General features: G+C 70.4%; 14 protein-coding genes. 4 read left to right on the top strand and 10 right to left on the bottom strand.

Annotated features, from left to right (window positions below):
* Positions 1–78 precede the first annotated feature (78 nt).
* Positions 79–570, top strand: coding sequence for a hypothetical protein (locus YWW_RS0104515; RefSeq protein WP_026929163.1), 492 nt, complete (start codon positions 79–81; stop codon positions 568–570).
* A 16-nt stretch (positions 571–586) separates the two neighbouring features.
* Positions 587–1,405 (top strand): DUF4097 family beta strand repeat-containing protein, encoded by an 819-nt coding sequence (locus YWW_RS0104510; RefSeq protein ID WP_026929162.1) that lies wholly within the window; start codon positions 587–589, stop codon positions 1,403–1,405.
* A gap of 34 nt (positions 1,406–1,439) precedes the next feature.
* On the opposite strand, the gene YWW_RS0104505 is transcribed toward YWW_RS0104510, so the two are convergent.
* The gene (locus YWW_RS0104505; protein WP_051325370.1) at positions 1,440–1,934 is read right to left on the bottom strand and encodes a DUF2752 domain-containing protein; all 495 of its coding nucleotides are present in this window, start codon (positions 1,932–1,934) and stop codon (positions 1,440–1,442) included.
* A gap of 104 nt (positions 1,935–2,038) precedes the next feature.
* Here YWW_RS0104505 and YWW_RS0104500 point away from each other — a divergent pair, with 104 nt between their 5' ends.
* Entirely contained in the window at positions 2,039–2,734 is a 696-nt protein-coding gene (locus YWW_RS0104500; RefSeq protein ID WP_026929160.1) for an LppM family (lipo)protein, read from the top strand.
* 116 nt (positions 2,735–2,850) lie between these two features.
* Positions 2,851–3,747 (top strand): hypothetical protein, encoded by an 897-nt coding sequence (locus YWW_RS0104495; RefSeq protein WP_026929159.1) that lies wholly within the window; start codon positions 2,851–2,853, stop codon positions 3,745–3,747.
* 36 nt (positions 3,748–3,783) lie between these two features.
* On the opposite strand, the gene dapB is transcribed toward YWW_RS0104495, so the two are convergent.
* From dapB to YWW_RS0104450, 9 genes are all read right to left on the bottom strand, one after another.
* Entirely contained in the window at positions 3,784–4,524 is a 741-nt protein-coding gene (gene dapB, locus YWW_RS0104490; RefSeq protein ID WP_026929158.1) for a 4-hydroxy-tetrahydrodipicolinate reductase, read from the bottom strand.
* On the bottom strand, positions 4,521–5,816 hold the full coding sequence (locus YWW_RS0104485) for a M16 family metallopeptidase (RefSeq protein ID WP_026929157.1): 1,296 nt from the start codon (positions 5,814–5,816) through the stop codon (positions 4,521–4,523). The genes dapB and YWW_RS0104485 overlap by 4 nt, the downstream gene beginning before the upstream one ends.
* Positions 5,817–8,234, bottom strand: a complete 2,418-nt coding sequence (locus YWW_RS0104480; RefSeq protein WP_026929156.1) for a polyribonucleotide nucleotidyltransferase — start codon at positions 8,232–8,234, stop codon at positions 5,817–5,819.
* A 309-nt stretch (positions 8,235–8,543) separates the two neighbouring features.
* Entirely contained in the window at positions 8,544–8,813 is a 270-nt protein-coding gene (gene rpsO / locus YWW_RS0104475) for a 30S ribosomal protein S15 (RefSeq protein WP_026929155.1), read from the bottom strand.
* Between the two features lie 114 nt (positions 8,814–8,927).
* A complete protein-coding gene (locus YWW_RS0104470) occupies positions 8,928–9,890 on the bottom strand; it encodes a bifunctional riboflavin kinase/FAD synthetase (RefSeq protein ID WP_026929154.1) in 963 nt (320 codons plus the stop codon).
* 89 nt (positions 9,891–9,979) lie between these two features.
* Positions 9,980–10,219, bottom strand: a complete 240-nt coding sequence (locus YWW_RS0104465) for a hypothetical protein (RefSeq protein WP_026929153.1) — start codon at positions 10,217–10,219, stop codon at positions 9,980–9,982.
* Between the two features lie 351 nt (positions 10,220–10,570).
* Complete coding sequence (locus YWW_RS0104460; protein ID WP_026929152.1) at positions 10,571–11,530, bottom strand: carbohydrate ABC transporter permease; 960 nt, start codon at positions 11,528–11,530, stop codon at positions 10,571–10,573.
* The gene (locus YWW_RS0104455; RefSeq protein ID WP_425402681.1) at positions 11,527–12,507 is read right to left on the bottom strand and encodes a carbohydrate ABC transporter permease; all 981 of its coding nucleotides are present in this window, start codon (positions 12,505–12,507) and stop codon (positions 11,527–11,529) included. The genes YWW_RS0104460 and YWW_RS0104455 overlap by 4 nt, the downstream gene beginning before the upstream one ends.
* 78 nt (positions 12,508–12,585) lie before the next feature.
* The gene (locus YWW_RS0104450) at positions 12,586–13,920 is read right to left on the bottom strand and encodes an ABC transporter substrate-binding protein (protein ID WP_051325368.1); all 1,335 of its coding nucleotides are present in this window, start codon (positions 13,918–13,920) and stop codon (positions 12,586–12,588) included.
* Positions 13,921–14,151: the final 231 nt, after the last annotated feature.

Below are 14,151 nucleotides of genomic sequence, written 5' to 3'. Positions count from 1 at the left end.
CACATTCGCGTCACCGGTGAGGGCCGGGAAATGTCACCGCCGCTTGACAGACATCAAAAGTGATGTCACTATGGTGTCATGGACTTGACGCCGTATATCGAATCGCTCCGCCGGAGCCTCACCGCCGCCGCCGCGCCGGCCGGCGAGGACGCCGCGCGGACCGCCGAATTGCTGTCAGAGGCCCTCGACGCCGGAGCGCGGCTCGCGCTCATGGAGGCGCTCTCCGAGGCCGCCGCGGAGATCACCGCCGGGCTCGACCAGGCGGGCTCGTCCGCGTCGGTCGATCTGCGCGTGCGCGGCAAGGAGGTCGACCTCCGCGTCACCGATGTCGAGGCCGCCGAGACGACGCCGCCGCCGGCCCCGCCGGTCGAGGACGACGTCGCCCGCATCACGCTGCGCCTGCCCGAGTCGCTGAAGGAGAAGGTCGAGCACACCGCCTCCGCGGACGGCACCTCGGTCAACGCCTGGCTCGTGCGGGCCATCAACAACGCCGTCCACACCTCGCGCTCAGCCGGTCCCACCAGCGGAGCGCGGTACAGCCAACGCATCACCGGCTACGCCCGGGCCTAGCGAGAGAGCGGCACTCATGAACGAGTACACCGAATTCACCCACGACGGACCGATCACCGCGTCGATCACCCTCGCCGAGGGCTCGGCCACCGTCACCGCCCACGACGGCGAGCAGGTGCTGGTCGAGATCAAGCCGGCGCAGCGCAAGGACGGCGACACCGACGCCGCCGACCTCGCGCGCGTCGAGTTCGAGAACGGGCACCTGCGCATCGTCGCGCCCGAGAAGCCGCAGAACTGGCTGTTCAAGAAGCAGATCGGCGTCCACGTCTCCGTGAAGGTGCCGGTCGGCTCCGACGTCTCGGTCAAGACGACCTCGGCCCCGATCAGCCTGCACGGCAGGCTCGGGCCCGTCTCGATCAACACCGTCGCCGGCTCGGCCACCGTCGAGCAGGCCACCAGCGTGCGCGCCAACACCGTCTCGGGTTCGATCAGCGTCATCGACACCGGCGACGAGTTCCGCGCCCACACCGCCTCGGGGCAGGTCCGGGCCGACCGCGTAGGAGGGGATTTCTCGGCCAAGACCGTCGCAGGGGCGGTCATCGCCGAGAAGGTGGACGGCTCGGCCAGCGTCAACACGCTCTCCGGGGCGATCGAGCTGGGCGCGCTCAAGTCGGGCGTCTGCCGCGCCAACACCGTCTCGGGGCGCATCAGCCTCGGGATCGTGGCGGGCACCGACGTGTGGATGGACCTGGACGCCAAGGCGGGGACCGTGACCTCCGAGCTCGCCGCCGGCGACACCTCGCCGGCGCCGTCGAACGGCGGCACGAGCCTGGAGGTGCGGGCCCGCTCGGTCTCCGGCGACATCTACCTGCACCGGGCGAACGCCTACACCTAGGAGACGCGCGGAGGGGCGTCCGCGCGCGAGAGGCCTACACGTACAGGTACGTGAACGGCTCCCACGGCAGGTTGCGGACGATGAAGAACACGCCCCAGGCGACCAGGAACGACGTCAGGACCGCCGGGGTGAGGTGGAGCGCGGGGAGCCTCCACCTCACTTTCGGCGCCACGCGGGGCAGCGCCCAGGCCAGGTACATCCAGACGATGAACGGCGCGGCGAACACCGCCATGACGTGGTGCCGGGCGGCCTCGGGCAGGTTCGCCGTCAGCAGGTAGTAGAAGGCGCGGGTGCCGCCGCAGCCGGGACAGTCGAAGCCGGTGGTCAGCTTGACCAGGCACGTGGAGGGGCCGGTGTTGTCGCTGGGGTTGGTCGCGACGACCCCGCCGGCGGCCGCGGCGAAGCAGGCGAGCACCGCCACCGGCGCCAGCCAGCGCTGGGAGGACAGGCGCGCCGTCCACCGCGAGACCGCGTTCGGGCGCTTGCCTTCGCGGTGGTCTTCCAGGGTCGATTCCTCAACTGCGCACACGATGCCTCCCGCCTCACAGGGTAACCCGCGGGCGCTCCGGCCGCGGAACGGCCGATCTCGACGAAAGCACCGGGCCGTCGCGCCCGCGCGCCTAGGCTCGGGGCATGCTGGGTCTCACGAAGCCGGCCGCGCTCAGGGCGCTGTCCGCCGTCGCCGCCCTCGCGGTCCTGTTCGCCGCCGCCGGCTGCCTCAGGCTCGATCTGGAGCTGGAGGTGCGGTCGGACGACACGGTCGGGGGGACCTTCACCGCCGCCTGGAGCGAGGAGTTCCTCGCCGACGTCCGGGCCGGCGAGGGCGCCATCGAGCAGGCCGAGCTGGACGCGTTCCTGGAGGCGCTGCTGGAGGGCGTCCCCGGCGCCGAGCGCAGGGACTACCGCGAGGGGGGCTACGTCGGCCGGACCGCGAGCTTCACCGACCGGCCGCTGAGCGAGTTCGCCGAGCTCGGCGGCGACGAGTGGGGGTTCCTGCGCATCGAGCACGACGGCCGCCGGTACGTCCTCGACGGCCACTGGGACCTCAGGGCCACCGGCTTCCTCATGACCGAGGACTTCGCGGAGGCCGAGGTCATCATCAGCGTCAACTTCCCTGCGGACGTCACCGACCACAACGGCGAGCTCGAGGGGCGCACCGTGACATGGCGGATGAGCCCGGGCGAGGAGTACGAGCTGCACGCCGAGGCCGAGCAGCACAACGCGTGGCTGTGGATCGGCGTCGCCGCCGCCGCGTTCGCGCTCGTCCTGGCGCTGGTGTGGCTGTGGCAGTGGAGCAGGCTCCGCAGGCACTCCACGGGAGAGCGGTGACGTGACGAACGCGTGCCGTTGCCTGCCGCACAAACCCGTTGCCGTCGCGTATACGAGCCGTAGCCTGGGAGGTCGGTTTCGTGAACGCATGACAGCAACGCCGACGGGGGGCGCCGGTGACCCAGTACCGCGCGGAGGACGGGGCCGCTCGCCCGAACGGTGAGCGGCGCGGTTCCGATCTGGACCTGAGCATCGGCCAGGTGCTGGCGGCGACCGGCGCGACGACGCTCGGCGCGATCCTGGTCAAGTTCCTCGATCTGTGGGGCACCGTCCTCGGCACCGCGGCCCTGAGCGTCTGCACCTCCATCGGTGCGGTGCTCATCCTGCGGACCATGCGGCGCACCGGCGAGCGGATCAAGACGCAGATCGCGGCCCTCTCCCCCGCCGTCAAGGCCGACCAGGCCCGCACGGTAGACCTGAACGCGCCCGGGCCCGGCGGCGACCCGACCCGTGTCACGGCCACCGCGGCGGTCCCCGCCGCGGCTCCCGACGGCGACGCCACCAGGCCGCTGCGCCGGGCCGAAGCGGTCGGCACCGATGCCGAGGGCGCGACCGAGTACATCGCGAAGCCCGCCTCGCGCAAGCGGACCCTGTTCGCGATCGCGCTCTCCAGTGTCCTGGTGTTCGGCCTGACGATGGGCGTCCTGCTCCTCCTGGGCGGCATCACCGGCGACCCCGGCCGGTTCGTCCAGCAGCCGGGGCCCGAGAACGCCACGATCATCCAGACGCCGGACACCGACTCCGAGACCACGACCGGTCCGGGCGAGGATCCCACCGAACCGACCCCGAGCGACACCCCCGCCGAGACGCCGTCGGAGACGCCCGCCGACGAGCCCACCGAGGAGGCCCCGACCGAGACGCCGACCGAGGAGCCGAGCGGCGAGGCGCCCACCGAGGAGCCGACGAGCGAGCCGACCGGCGGGGCCGACGACGGGCAGGGAGGCACAGAGGAGGGCCCCGCCCCCGATGATCGGGACGCGGAGCCGGAGGCCCCGGCCGCGGACGAGGGGTAGCCGACGGGCCGCGGGACGGCGGTCCGTGGACCGGTCCTAGTCGAGGAGCTCGTCGATGCCGACCGTCAGGCCGGGGCGGGAGGCGACCTCGCGGACGGCGAGGAGGACGCCGGGCATGAACGAGGCCCGGTCGAGCGAGTCGTGGCTGATCGTGAAGCGCTCGCCGGGGCCGCCGAAGCGGACCTCCTGGCTCGCCACGTAGCCGGCCGATCGGATCGCGTGGATGTGGACGCCGTCGACCTCGCCGCCGCGGGCGCCGGTGGCGTCCTCGGCGGTCGCGTCGGGCATCTCGGGGCAGTCGGCCTCGGCCCTGGCGGCGGCGATCAGGCGCGCGGTGTGCACGGCCGTGCCGGAGGGGGCGTCAACCTTGCGCGGGTGGTGGGTCTCGATGATCTCGGCGGAGGCGAAGTGCTTGGCGGCCTTCGCGGCGAACTGCATCATCAGGACCGCGCCGATCCCGAAGTTCGGGGCGATCACGCAGCCGATGTCGGGCTCGGCGCCGAGCATCTCGCGGACCCGGTCGAGCCGGGCCTCGCCGAAGCCGGAGGTGCCGACGACGGTGTGCAGGCCCCGGTCGAAGCACCAGGCGAGGTTGTCCATGACCACCTCGGGGAGCGTGAAGTCGACGACGACGTCCACCTCGGCCTCGAGGAGCCGCTCGAGCGGCTCGTCGTGGTCGACGGTCGCGGCCAGCTCCAGGTCGTCGGCGTCGGCGACGGCCTCGCAGACGGCCGTGCCCATACGGCCGCGCGCGCCCAGCACGCCCACTTTGATCATTCGAACGCTCCTCGGTCGAACGGCCCCACGGCCGCAGTCGTCATCGGCTGCGAGAGGATGTCGGCGGCCACGGCCCGGACCGCGTCCATGGTGACCGCCTCGTTGCGGGCCAGGTCCTCGTCGACGCTCATGAGCTCGCCGTACAGCAGCTCGTCGCGGCCGAGCCAGTCCATGCGGGAGCTGGAGTCCTCCATCGCCATGATCACGCCGACCTGGTACATCTTCTTGCCGCGGTGGAGCTCTTCCTCGGTGATGCCGTCGGCGACGACCCGGGCGAGCTCGGCGACGACCAGGTCGCGGACCTCGCGGGCGTTGTCGGGGCCGCACCCGGCGTAGACGCTGAACGAGCCGGTCGAGCCGAAGTAGGAGGTCGAGGAGCTGACGGTGTAGGCCAGGCCCCGCTCCTCCCTGATGGCCTGGAACAGGCGCGAGGACATGCCGCCGCCCAGGACGTTGTTCAGCACGCCGAGCGCGTAGGTGCGCTCGTCCTTGCGGGACATGGTCCGGCAGCCGACGACGAGGTGGGCCTGCTCGGTGTCCTCGCGTTCGACGCTCAGCAGCTCGGGCCGCTCCGGGAGGGCGTCCCGGCGGCGCTCGGGCGGGGCCTGGGCGCCGGAGGGCAGGGGCGCGAAGCAATCTCGCACGAGTTTGAGGACCTCGTCGTGGTCGACGCCGCCGGCGACGCACACGACCAGGTTCGACGGCAGGTAGTGCCGGTGGTAGAAGTCGCGGATCTGCTCGGGGGTGATCGCGCGGACGGACTGGGCCGTCCCGGCGATGTCGCGGCCCATCGGGCCGTCGCCGAACACGGCGCGGTTGAACAGCTCGTGGACCACCTCGGCGGGCTCGTCGGCCGAGGCGGCGATCTCCTCGAGGATGACGCCGCGCTCGATCTCGACGTCCTTGTCCGCGATGAGCGAGCTCGAGACCGCGTCGCCGAGCACGTCGAGCGCCAGCGGCAGGTCGTCGGCGAGGACCCGCTCGTAGAAGCAGGTGTGGTCGCGCGCGGTGTAGGCGTTCGACTCGCCGCCGACGGCCTCGACGGCCTCCGAGATCTCGGCGGCCGAGCGCTTCGCCGTGCCCTTGAACAGCAGGTGCTCCAGGAAGTGCGAGGCACCCGAGAGCTCGGGCGCCTCGTCGCGGGCGCCGACGCCGACCCACGCGCCGAGCGAGGCCGAGCGCATCGCCGGGATCGACTCGGTCACCACGCACAGCCCGCTGGGCAGCACCGTGCGTCGCACCGTGCCGCCCAGCGGATCGTCGATGAGCGTTCGCGTCTGGGAACGGCTCATTTAGTCCTCTGCGCCTCCGGAGTCCTCCGTGCGGCGGGTCCGGCGGCGGCGGCGCTCGCCGCCGTCGCCGTCGTCCGAACGGCGCGGCCGGTCGTCGTCGCGGCGTCCGCCCTCGCGCCTCGGGCCCCGGTCGCCGCGCGAGCCGCGCCCGCCGCGGTCCCCGCGGTCGCCCTCGCGGCGCTCGGGGCGGCCCTTCTTGTAGCCCTCGGGCTCCTGGCCCTCGGGGTAGACCTTGTCGAGGTAGATCTTGCCGCGGTTGTCGATGTCGCCGATCTCGACCTCGATCTTGTCGCCGACGCTCAGGACGTCCTCGACGCGGTCGACGCGCTTGCCGTCGCCGACCTTCGAGATGTGCAGCAGCCCGTCGCGGCCCGGCACCAGCGAGATGAACGCGCCGAAGTCGGTGGTCTTGACGACGGTGCCGAGGAAGCGGTCCCCCACGTTCGGCAGGGTCGGGTTCGCGATCGAGTTGATCATCTCGACGGCGGCCTCGGCCTGCGAGCCCTTCTCGGCAGCGACGTAGATCGTGCCGTCGTCCTCGACGGTGACGTCCGCGCCGGTGTCCTCGGTGATCTGGTTGATCGTCTGGCCCTTCGGGCCGATGACCGCACCGATCTTGTCGACCGGGATCTTCAGCGTGGTGATCCGCGGCGCGGTGCTGGCCAGCTCGCCGACCTCGGCGATGGCCTCGGCCATGACGTCGAGGATCGCGTGGCGGGCGTCGTTGGCCTGCTGGAGGGCCTGCGCGAGGACCTCCGAGGGGAGGCCGTCGAGCTTGGTGTCCAGCTGGAGGGCCGTCACGAACTCGGCGGTGCCGGCGACCTTGAAGTCCATGTCGCCGTAGGCGTCCTCGGCGCCGAGGATGTCGGTCAGCGTGACGTACTTGGTCTCGCCGTCGGTCTCCTCGCTGATCAGGCCCATCGCGATGCCCGCGACGGGGGCCTTGATCGGCACGCCGGCGCTCATGAGCGACATCGTCGAGGCGCAGACCGAGCCCATCGAGGTCGAGCCGTTCGAGCCGAGCGCCTCGGAGACCTGCCGGATCGCGTACGGGAACTCCTCGCGGCCGGGCAGGACCGGGACCAGGGCGCGCTCGGCGAGCGCGCCGTGGCCGATCTCGCGGCGCTTGGGGGAGCCGACGCGGCCGGTCTCACCGGTCGAGTACGGCGGGAAGTTGTAGTTGTGCATGTAGCGCTTCTTGGTCACCGGCGACAGCGTGTCGATGGCCTGCTCCATGCGCAGCATGTTCAGCGTGGTGACGCCCATGATCTGGGTCTCGCCGCGCTCGAACAGCGCCGAGCCGTGGACGCGCGGCAGGATGCCGACCTCGGCGGCGAGCGGCCGGATGTCGACCGGGGAGCGGCCGTCGATGCGGACGCCCTCGGTGATGACGCGCTTGCGGACGAGCTTCTTGGTGAGCGAGCGCAGCGCCGCGGACAGCTCGCCTTCGCGGCCCTCGAAGTCCGCGCCGAGCTTCTCGAGCATGACGGCCTTGACGCGGTCGAGCTCGGTGCCGCGCTCCTGCTTGTCGGCGATGGTGAGCGCCTGGTCGAGCTCCGCGGCGACCGCGGACTCGACGGCGGCGTACGCGTCGTCGAGGTAGTCGGGGAAGCGCGGGAAGTCCGCGACGGGCTTGGCGGCGACGGCGGCCAGCTCGGCCTGGGCGCGCACCAGCTCGGCGATGACGGGCTTGACGGCCTCGAGGCCGCCGGCGACGATCTCCTCGGTGGGCCGCTGGGCACCGCCGGCGATGAGCGAGACCGTGTTCTCGGTGGCCTCGGCCTCGACCATCATGATCGCGACGTCGCCGGATTCGAGCACCCGGCCGGTGACGACCATGTCGAAGGTGGCCTGCTCGATCTGCTCGAGCGTCGGGAAGCACACCCACTGCTCGCCGATGAGGACGGCGCGGGTGGAGCCGAGCGGGCCCGAGAAGGGCAGCCCGGCGAGCTGGGTCGACATGGAGGCGCCGTTCATGGCGACCACGTCGTACTCGTCGCGCTCGTCGACGGCGAGGATGGTGCCGATGACCTGGACCTCGTTGCGCAGGCCGCTCACGAAGGAGGGGCGCAGGCCGCGGTCGATCAGGCGGCAGGTCAGGATCGCGTTCTCGCTGGGGCGCCCTTCGCGGCGGAAGAACGAGCCGGGGATGCGCCCGGCGGCGTACATCCGCTCCTCGATGTCGACGGTCAGCGGGAAGAAGTCGAAGTGGTCCTTCGGGTTCTTCGAGGCGGCGGTGGTCGCCAGGACCACCGTGTCGTCCATCTGGACGATGGCCGAGCCCTGCGCCAGTTTGGCGAGGCGGCCGGTGCTGAAGATGATCTCCCTGGTGCCGAACCCGCCGTTGTCGATGACGGCGGTGGCGTGGTGTTCCCCGAGGTTGTAAGCCTCGGGTGTCCGTTGAGTGGCTTCGGACATTGAGTGTCGTACTCCTCATGTGTAGTTCGGAGCGCGTCTTGCCGTCTCGGGGCCGGTCTTCGATCGAAGCACACGGAGCGGCGTCCCGAATGGATCGGGACGGTCCGGGTGCCACTACCGAGGACCGGCGGTCTCCGGCGAGCCGCGCCGTGCCTCGTCGGGAGGCACTGTGGCAGAGCTGATGCTCTCCGCACCACCCTACGTCATCCGGCGGGCGCGGCGGCAGCCGCGAAGCGAAACCGGCGGGTGGGCGGGGCGGGACACGGGACAGGGAGCGGCCGATCGGCCGCTCCCTGTCGTCGAGTCGTGTCAGCCGCGGATGCCGAGGCGCTCGATGAGCGCGCGGTAGCGGGTGATGTCCTCGTTGCGGAGGTACTTGAGCAGACGGCGGCGCTTGCCGACCAGGAGGAGCAGGCCGCGACGCGAGTGGTGGTCGTGCTTGTGCTCCTGGACGTGGGTGGTGAGCTCCTTGATGCGGACCGTCAGCAGTGCCACCTGGACCTCGGTCGAGCCCGAGTCGCCCTCGTGGGTGGCGTACTCCTTGATGATCTCGGCCTTCTGTGCGGCTTCGAGCGCCATGATTCCTCAATTCTGAGTGTTGGAAGCAGTCCGGCCGGACCCGCGGCGTCGTGCAGGTCGGTCGGGCCGCACGGTCCCCTGGGCCGTGCGAACCGGACCACTTTATCAGCGCCGTCAGTCCAGCTCCAAGGCCGCACGGGTCTGTGCGACGTCGGTCTCGATCTGTTCGACCAGGTCGTCGACGTTGTCGAAGGCGATCTGGCCGCGCAGGCGCGAGGCGAAGTCGAGCCGGACGTCCGCGCCGTACAGGTCGCCGGAGAAGTCGAGGAGGTAGGCCTCGACCGAGCGGGCCTCGTCGCCGAAGGTGGGGTTGGTGCCGACGCTGATCGCCGCCGGGACGCGGCGCGAGTCGATGTGGAACCAACCGGTGTAGATGCCGTCGGCGGGGACGGCCGCGCCGGGGACCGGCGCTATGTTGGCCGTCGGGAAGCCGAGGTCGGCGCCGCGCGCCGCGCCGTGGACGACGGTCCCTTCGATGCCGAAGTCGCGGCCGAGGACCTCGGCGGCCGAGGCGACCTCGCCCGCGGCGACGAGGGCGCGGACCCGGGTCGAGGAGAAGGACTCGCCCTTCGGCGACGCTTGCGAGCCGTCCGTTGGTACGGCATCGGAGGCGAGCGGCTGCGCGAGGACCTCGAAGCCGTGCCGGCGGCCGAGCTCGGTCAGCAGGGCCACGTCTCCGGCGGCCTTGTGGCCGAAGCGGAAGTTCTCGCCGACGACGACGCCGACGGCGTGCAGGGCGCCGACCAGGACGTGGCGGACGAAGTACTCCGGGCTGAGCTTGGACAGCTCCTCGGTGAACGGCAGGACGCACACGCCGTCCACGCCGAGGGAGCCGAGCAGCTCGACGCGGCGTTTCAGGCTCGTGAGCTGGGCCGGGACCGCGTGCGGTGCGACCACCGCGGTGGGATGCGGGTCGAAGGTGCAGACCACGCTGCGGGCGTCGCGCTCGACCGCGGCCTTGATGGCGGTCCGGATGAGGGCCGCGTGACCGCGGTGCACGCCGTCGAAAACGCCGATCGCGACCACCGAGTCGGGCCAGCCGTCGGGTGTCGCGTCAATTCCACGCCAGGTTTCCACGGACACGATCTTCTCACTGCCGCGCCCGGCGCGCCCAACTGACGAGCGGCGCAGTGGCCGCCGCCGCTGGGGAGTCGGCCTTCGGCGCGTCAGAGCATCATCGACGAGTCGGCGTTGCCGCCCGAGGCGAAGATGAGCAGCATCAGGACTCCGATGGTGACGAGCAGGAAGATGCCCAGCAGCAGCCAGCCGTTGCCGGCGGGCTCGAGCGGGGCGGGCGTCTCACCGCTGAGCACTTCGGGCTCTTCGTGCGCCGGTTCCTGTGTCACCTGCTCCGCCAGCGTCTGGCGGAATTCCTCTGGCAGTTCGCCGTCGTGCCTGGGATACATGGCAACTCCTGAATCGCTGGTGGGTGTGGCGATACCGGCTTTCCCTTCGATTCTTGGGTCTCGGTCGGCTGTCCGACGGAGTTTTCCGAGAAAAGCTCTGACACAGGCGTCAATCGGCCGCTCGTCGAATTACAGGGACGTCGACCATGCCGTTGGTGGATACCGGCCATTTCCGGTTCGTTCGGTGCCCGAGTGGGGTCTTGTGTGCCGTGCCGGTGCGGAAAGCGCCTGGAATCCGGTGTGGCGCGGGGGGCGCGGCGAGCGCCGGATACCCGGTGCGACGGGGGCGGAAACACGGCGGCGGCCCCGCTCCGGATGTGGAGCGGGGCCGCCGGTGTTCGTTCGGGAGGGCTAGCCTTTCACGCTGCCCGCGAGCAGGCCGCGGACGAAGTAGCGCTGGAGCAGCAGGAACACGATCAGGGGGACGATGATCGCGATGAACCCAGCCGCGGGCAGGCGCGTCCATCCGAAGCCCCACGAGCCGGCCAAGTCGCCGAGCACGGCGGTCAGCGGCCTGGTGGACTCGCCGCCGCCGAAGGTGCGGCCGACCAGGAAGTCGTTCCAGACCCACAGGAACTGGAAGATCCCGATCGAGGCCAGCGCCGGAGTCACCAGCGGCAGGACGACCTTGCGGAAGATCTGCGAGTGGCTGGCGCCGTCGATGCGGGCCGCCTCCATCACGTCCGAGGGCAGTTCCCGCATGAAGTTGTGCAGCAGGAAGATCGCCAGCGGCAGGCCGAAGATCGAGTGGGCGATCCAGACCTGGACGATGGTGTTGACGCCGTCGAGCTGCCAGGCGGGCATGATCGTGAAGTCGCCGATCGCCAGCCCCTGGCTGAAGAACGACAGCAGCGGGATCAGCGCCATCTGGAGCGGCACCACCTGGAGCGCGAAGATCGCGATGTACAGCAGGTTCCGGCCCTTGAAGTCGATCCACGACAGCGCGTAGGCCGCCATCGCCGCGAACGCGACCGGGACGATCACGCCCGGGATGGTGATGACCACGGTGTTGACGAGGTTGCGGATGAGGCCGCCGCCCGCCGAGTCGCTGTAGAGCACGTAGTTGTACGTGTCGAGCGTGAAGTTCGACTCGGTGAAGACGGTCCACCAGCCCGAGGTGCGGATGTCGACCTCCGGCCGCAGCGAGGAGATGAACAGGCCCGCGGTCGGGATGGTCCACAGCGCGGCGATGAGGATGGCCACGAAGCTGGCGATCCGGCTGGAGAACATCCGCCGGAGGCGCTCGCCGCGGGACTCGCCGACGGAGGACGGCGGGGCGGCTTCGGGTCGCGGTTCGGTCTTGACGCTCATCGGGCCTCCAGTTCCTGGCGGCGGATATTGCGCACCTGGTAGATGACGACGGGGATGACCAGGGCGAACAGCAGCACGGCCATGGTGGCGCCGCGTCCGTCGTTGCCGAGGCGGAACGCCTGGTCCCACATGTTGTGGGCGAGGACGTCGGTGCCGTGGTGGCCGCCGGTCATGGCCCGGACGATGTCGAAGAGCTTCAGGGTGGCGATGAAGACGGTCACGGCCACGACGACGATGGCCGAGCGGATCGAGGGGACGGTGACGTTCCAGAAGATCTGGGACGGGTTGGCGCCGTCGATGCGGGCGGCCTCGACGATCTCGGTGGGCACGCCCTTGAGGGCCGCGGACAGCACCACGGTGGCGAAGCCGACCTCGATCCAGATGAGCACGACCATCAGCAGGAAGTTGTTGGACGGGAAGTTGTTGAGCCAGTTGACCGGGTCCAGGCCCATCCAGACCAGGAGCTGGTTGAGCAGGCCGAGCTGATCGCCGGAGGCCTCGTACTGGTAGATGAACTTCCAGATGATCGAGGCCCCGACGAAGGAGATGCCCATGGGCAGGAAGACCAGGGCCTTGTAGACGCGCTCGCCGCGGCGGCCGTCGATGAGGACGGCGTAGAGGAGGCCGAGGGCCGTCGACAGGGCGGGCACGATGACGATCCACAGGGCGGTGTTGATGAGGGTCTGCAGGGCGGAGTCGTCGGCGAAGACCCAGACGTAGTTGTCGAAGCCGATGAACTCGGTGCCGTCGCCGTTGAAGAACGACATGACGAGGGTCCGCAAGGCGGGGTAGACCAGGCCGACTGCGAGGAACAGCAGGGCGGGGAAGAGGAAGACCGCCGCGACGAGGCGGCTGCGGTTGCGCCGCGAGGCGAGTTCGGCGATGCCGTAGAGGGCGAGCATGACGACCACGAAGGCCGCGAGGCCGACCGCCAGCAGTCCGAACCGTTCGGTGAGAGCGGAGATGTCCACTGTCAGTGCACTCCAGAGATGTCAGAGCGGGGCCGAGCGGGGTCGGGCTCGACCCCGCTCGGCTCCGTCACGGTTCGGATCGGACTACTGCGGCCAGGAGTTCTCGATGTCGTCGGCGATCTCCTGGGCGTCCTTCGAGCCGTCGACCCACTCGACCACACCGGTCCAGAAGGAGGAGGCGCCGACCTCGCCGGGCATGAGGTCCGAGGCGTCGAAGCGGACGGTCACCTCCGGGTCGGTCAGGACCTCGGTGGCGAGCTCGTTGATCGGCGTGGTGGCGTTGGACGGGTCCACGCCCTGGTGGGCGGTGCTCCACGGGCCGGTCTGGAGCCGGGCGTTGTGGTACAGCTCGGAGGCCAGGAACTGGCGGGTGGCCTCGATGGCCTCGTTGTCGTTGAACGCGGCGACGAACTCGCCGCCGATCAGCATGGTGTTGTCGCCCTCGTTCGTCTCGGGGAAGCGGAAGGCGAACACGTCGCCGTCCTCGGCCACCTCGGTGCCCTCGGGCCACATGGCCCCGTAGAAGGAGGCCATGCGGTACATCGCGCAGTCACCCTCGAGGATCGGGAAGCCGGCCTCCTGGAACGAGGTCGAGGAGATGGTGTCGGTGCCGTTGAAGACGTAGTCCTCGTTGGTGACGATGGTGCCGGCCTTCTCGATGGCGGCGACGATCCGCTCGTCGTTGAAGGGGATCTCGTGGTTGGCCCACTGGTCGTAGAGATCGGTGCCCTCGCGCAGGACGATGTCCTCGATCCAGTCGGTGCCGGGCCAGCCGGTGGCGCCGGCGTTCTCGAAGCCGACGCACCACGGCGCGACGCCGTCGGCGGCGATCTCGTCGGACACGGCGATCAGGTCGTCCCAGGTGGTCGGGATCTCGTAGCCGCCCTCTTCGAAGAACGCGGGCGAGTACCAGATGAAGGACTTGGCGTTGCCGGAGTTCGGAGGAGCGTAGAAGGTGCCGTCGATGGTGCCGTACTGGAGCCAGTCCTCGCTCCAGCCCTCGGTGGCGAGCGCGGTGACCTCCTCGGAGGCCGGGACCAGGGCGTCGGCGAAGTTCGACATGAGGCCCGGCTGCGGGAACAGCGCGATGTCGGGGGCGTTGCCGCCGTCGACGCGGACGGTCATGTCCGCCTCGAACTCGGCCGAGCCCTCGTATTCGATGGTGATGCCGGTGCATTCTTCGAAGTAGCTCCAGGCCTCCACCATCTCGTCGCCCTCGGTGTCGAGGATGGAGCCGAAGATGTGGACGGTCTCACCGTCGAAGGAGCCGTAGTCCTCGTAGTTGGCGCAGTCCTGGGCCTCGTCGGGGACCTCGCCCCGGCCCTCGCCCTCGTCGTCGGGCGCGCCGCACGCGGTGGCGGCGAGCGCTAGCGCGCTGGTGGCAGCCGCGAGGCACATCAATCGTCGAGTGTTGCTCATCGGGGTTTCCCTCTCTATGCAGATGCTGGTCGCCCGGCGAGTCCGACTGCCTCCCAGTGTTCCGTCGGAGTCGCGCAGTTCGGTGGTGCTTGCGAGCCGTCAGTGAGTCCTGCTCGCGCACCGCCCTGCCGCCGTGCGGAACCGCCTCAACCCGCCGCCTGGTACGACGCTGAAATGGTGCTCTGGATTACATGACGTGTCAAGGCTAAATTACCGAATCGTTACGCAAGG

The organism is Glycomyces tenuis DSM 44171, from assembly GCF_000427885.1.
GTDB classification, from domain to species: Bacteria; Actinomycetota; Actinomycetes; order Mycobacteriales; family Micromonosporaceae; genus Glycomyces; species Glycomyces tenuis.
This window is presented reverse-complemented; position numbering and strand designations above follow the sequence as displayed.

What these genes read in the sequence shown, in the direction of transcription:
- YWW_RS0104515 (WP_026929163.1), top strand. Translation starts at nt 79, where the DNA reads ATGGACTTGACGCCGTATATCGAATCGCTCCGCCGGAGCCTCACCGCC.
- YWW_RS0104510 (WP_026929162.1), top strand. Translation starts at nt 587, where the DNA reads ATGAACGAGTACACCGAATTCACCCACGACGGACCGATCACCGCGTCG.
- YWW_RS0104500 (WP_026929160.1), top strand. Translation starts at nt 2,039, where the DNA reads ATGCTGGGTCTCACGAAGCCGGCCGCGCTCAGGGCGCTGTCCGCCGTC.
- dapB (WP_026929158.1), bottom strand. Translation starts at nt 4,524, where the DNA reads ATGATCAAAGTGGGCGTGCTGGGCGCGCGCGGCCGTATGGGCACGGCC.
- YWW_RS0104485 (WP_026929157.1), bottom strand. Translation starts at nt 5,816, where the DNA reads ATGAGCCGTTCCCAGACGCGAACGCTCATCGACGATCCGCTGGGCGGC.
- YWW_RS0104480 (WP_026929156.1), bottom strand. Translation starts at nt 8,234, where the DNA reads ATGTCCGAAGCCACTCAACGGACACCCGAGGCTTACAACCTCGGGGAA.
- rpsO (WP_026929155.1), bottom strand. Translation starts at nt 8,813, where the DNA reads ATGGCGCTCGAAGCCGCACAGAAGGCCGAGATCATCAAGGAGTACGCC.
- YWW_RS0104465 (WP_026929153.1), bottom strand. Translation starts at nt 10,219, where the DNA reads ATGTATCCCAGGCACGACGGCGAACTGCCAGAGGAATTCCGCCAGACG.
- YWW_RS0104460 (WP_026929152.1), bottom strand. Translation starts at nt 11,530, where the DNA reads ATGAGCGTCAAGACCGAACCGCGACCCGAAGCCGCCCCGCCGTCCTCC.
- YWW_RS0104450 (WP_051325368.1), bottom strand. Translation starts at nt 13,920, where the DNA reads ATGAGCAACACTCGACGATTGATGTGCCTCGCGGCTGCCACCAGCGCG.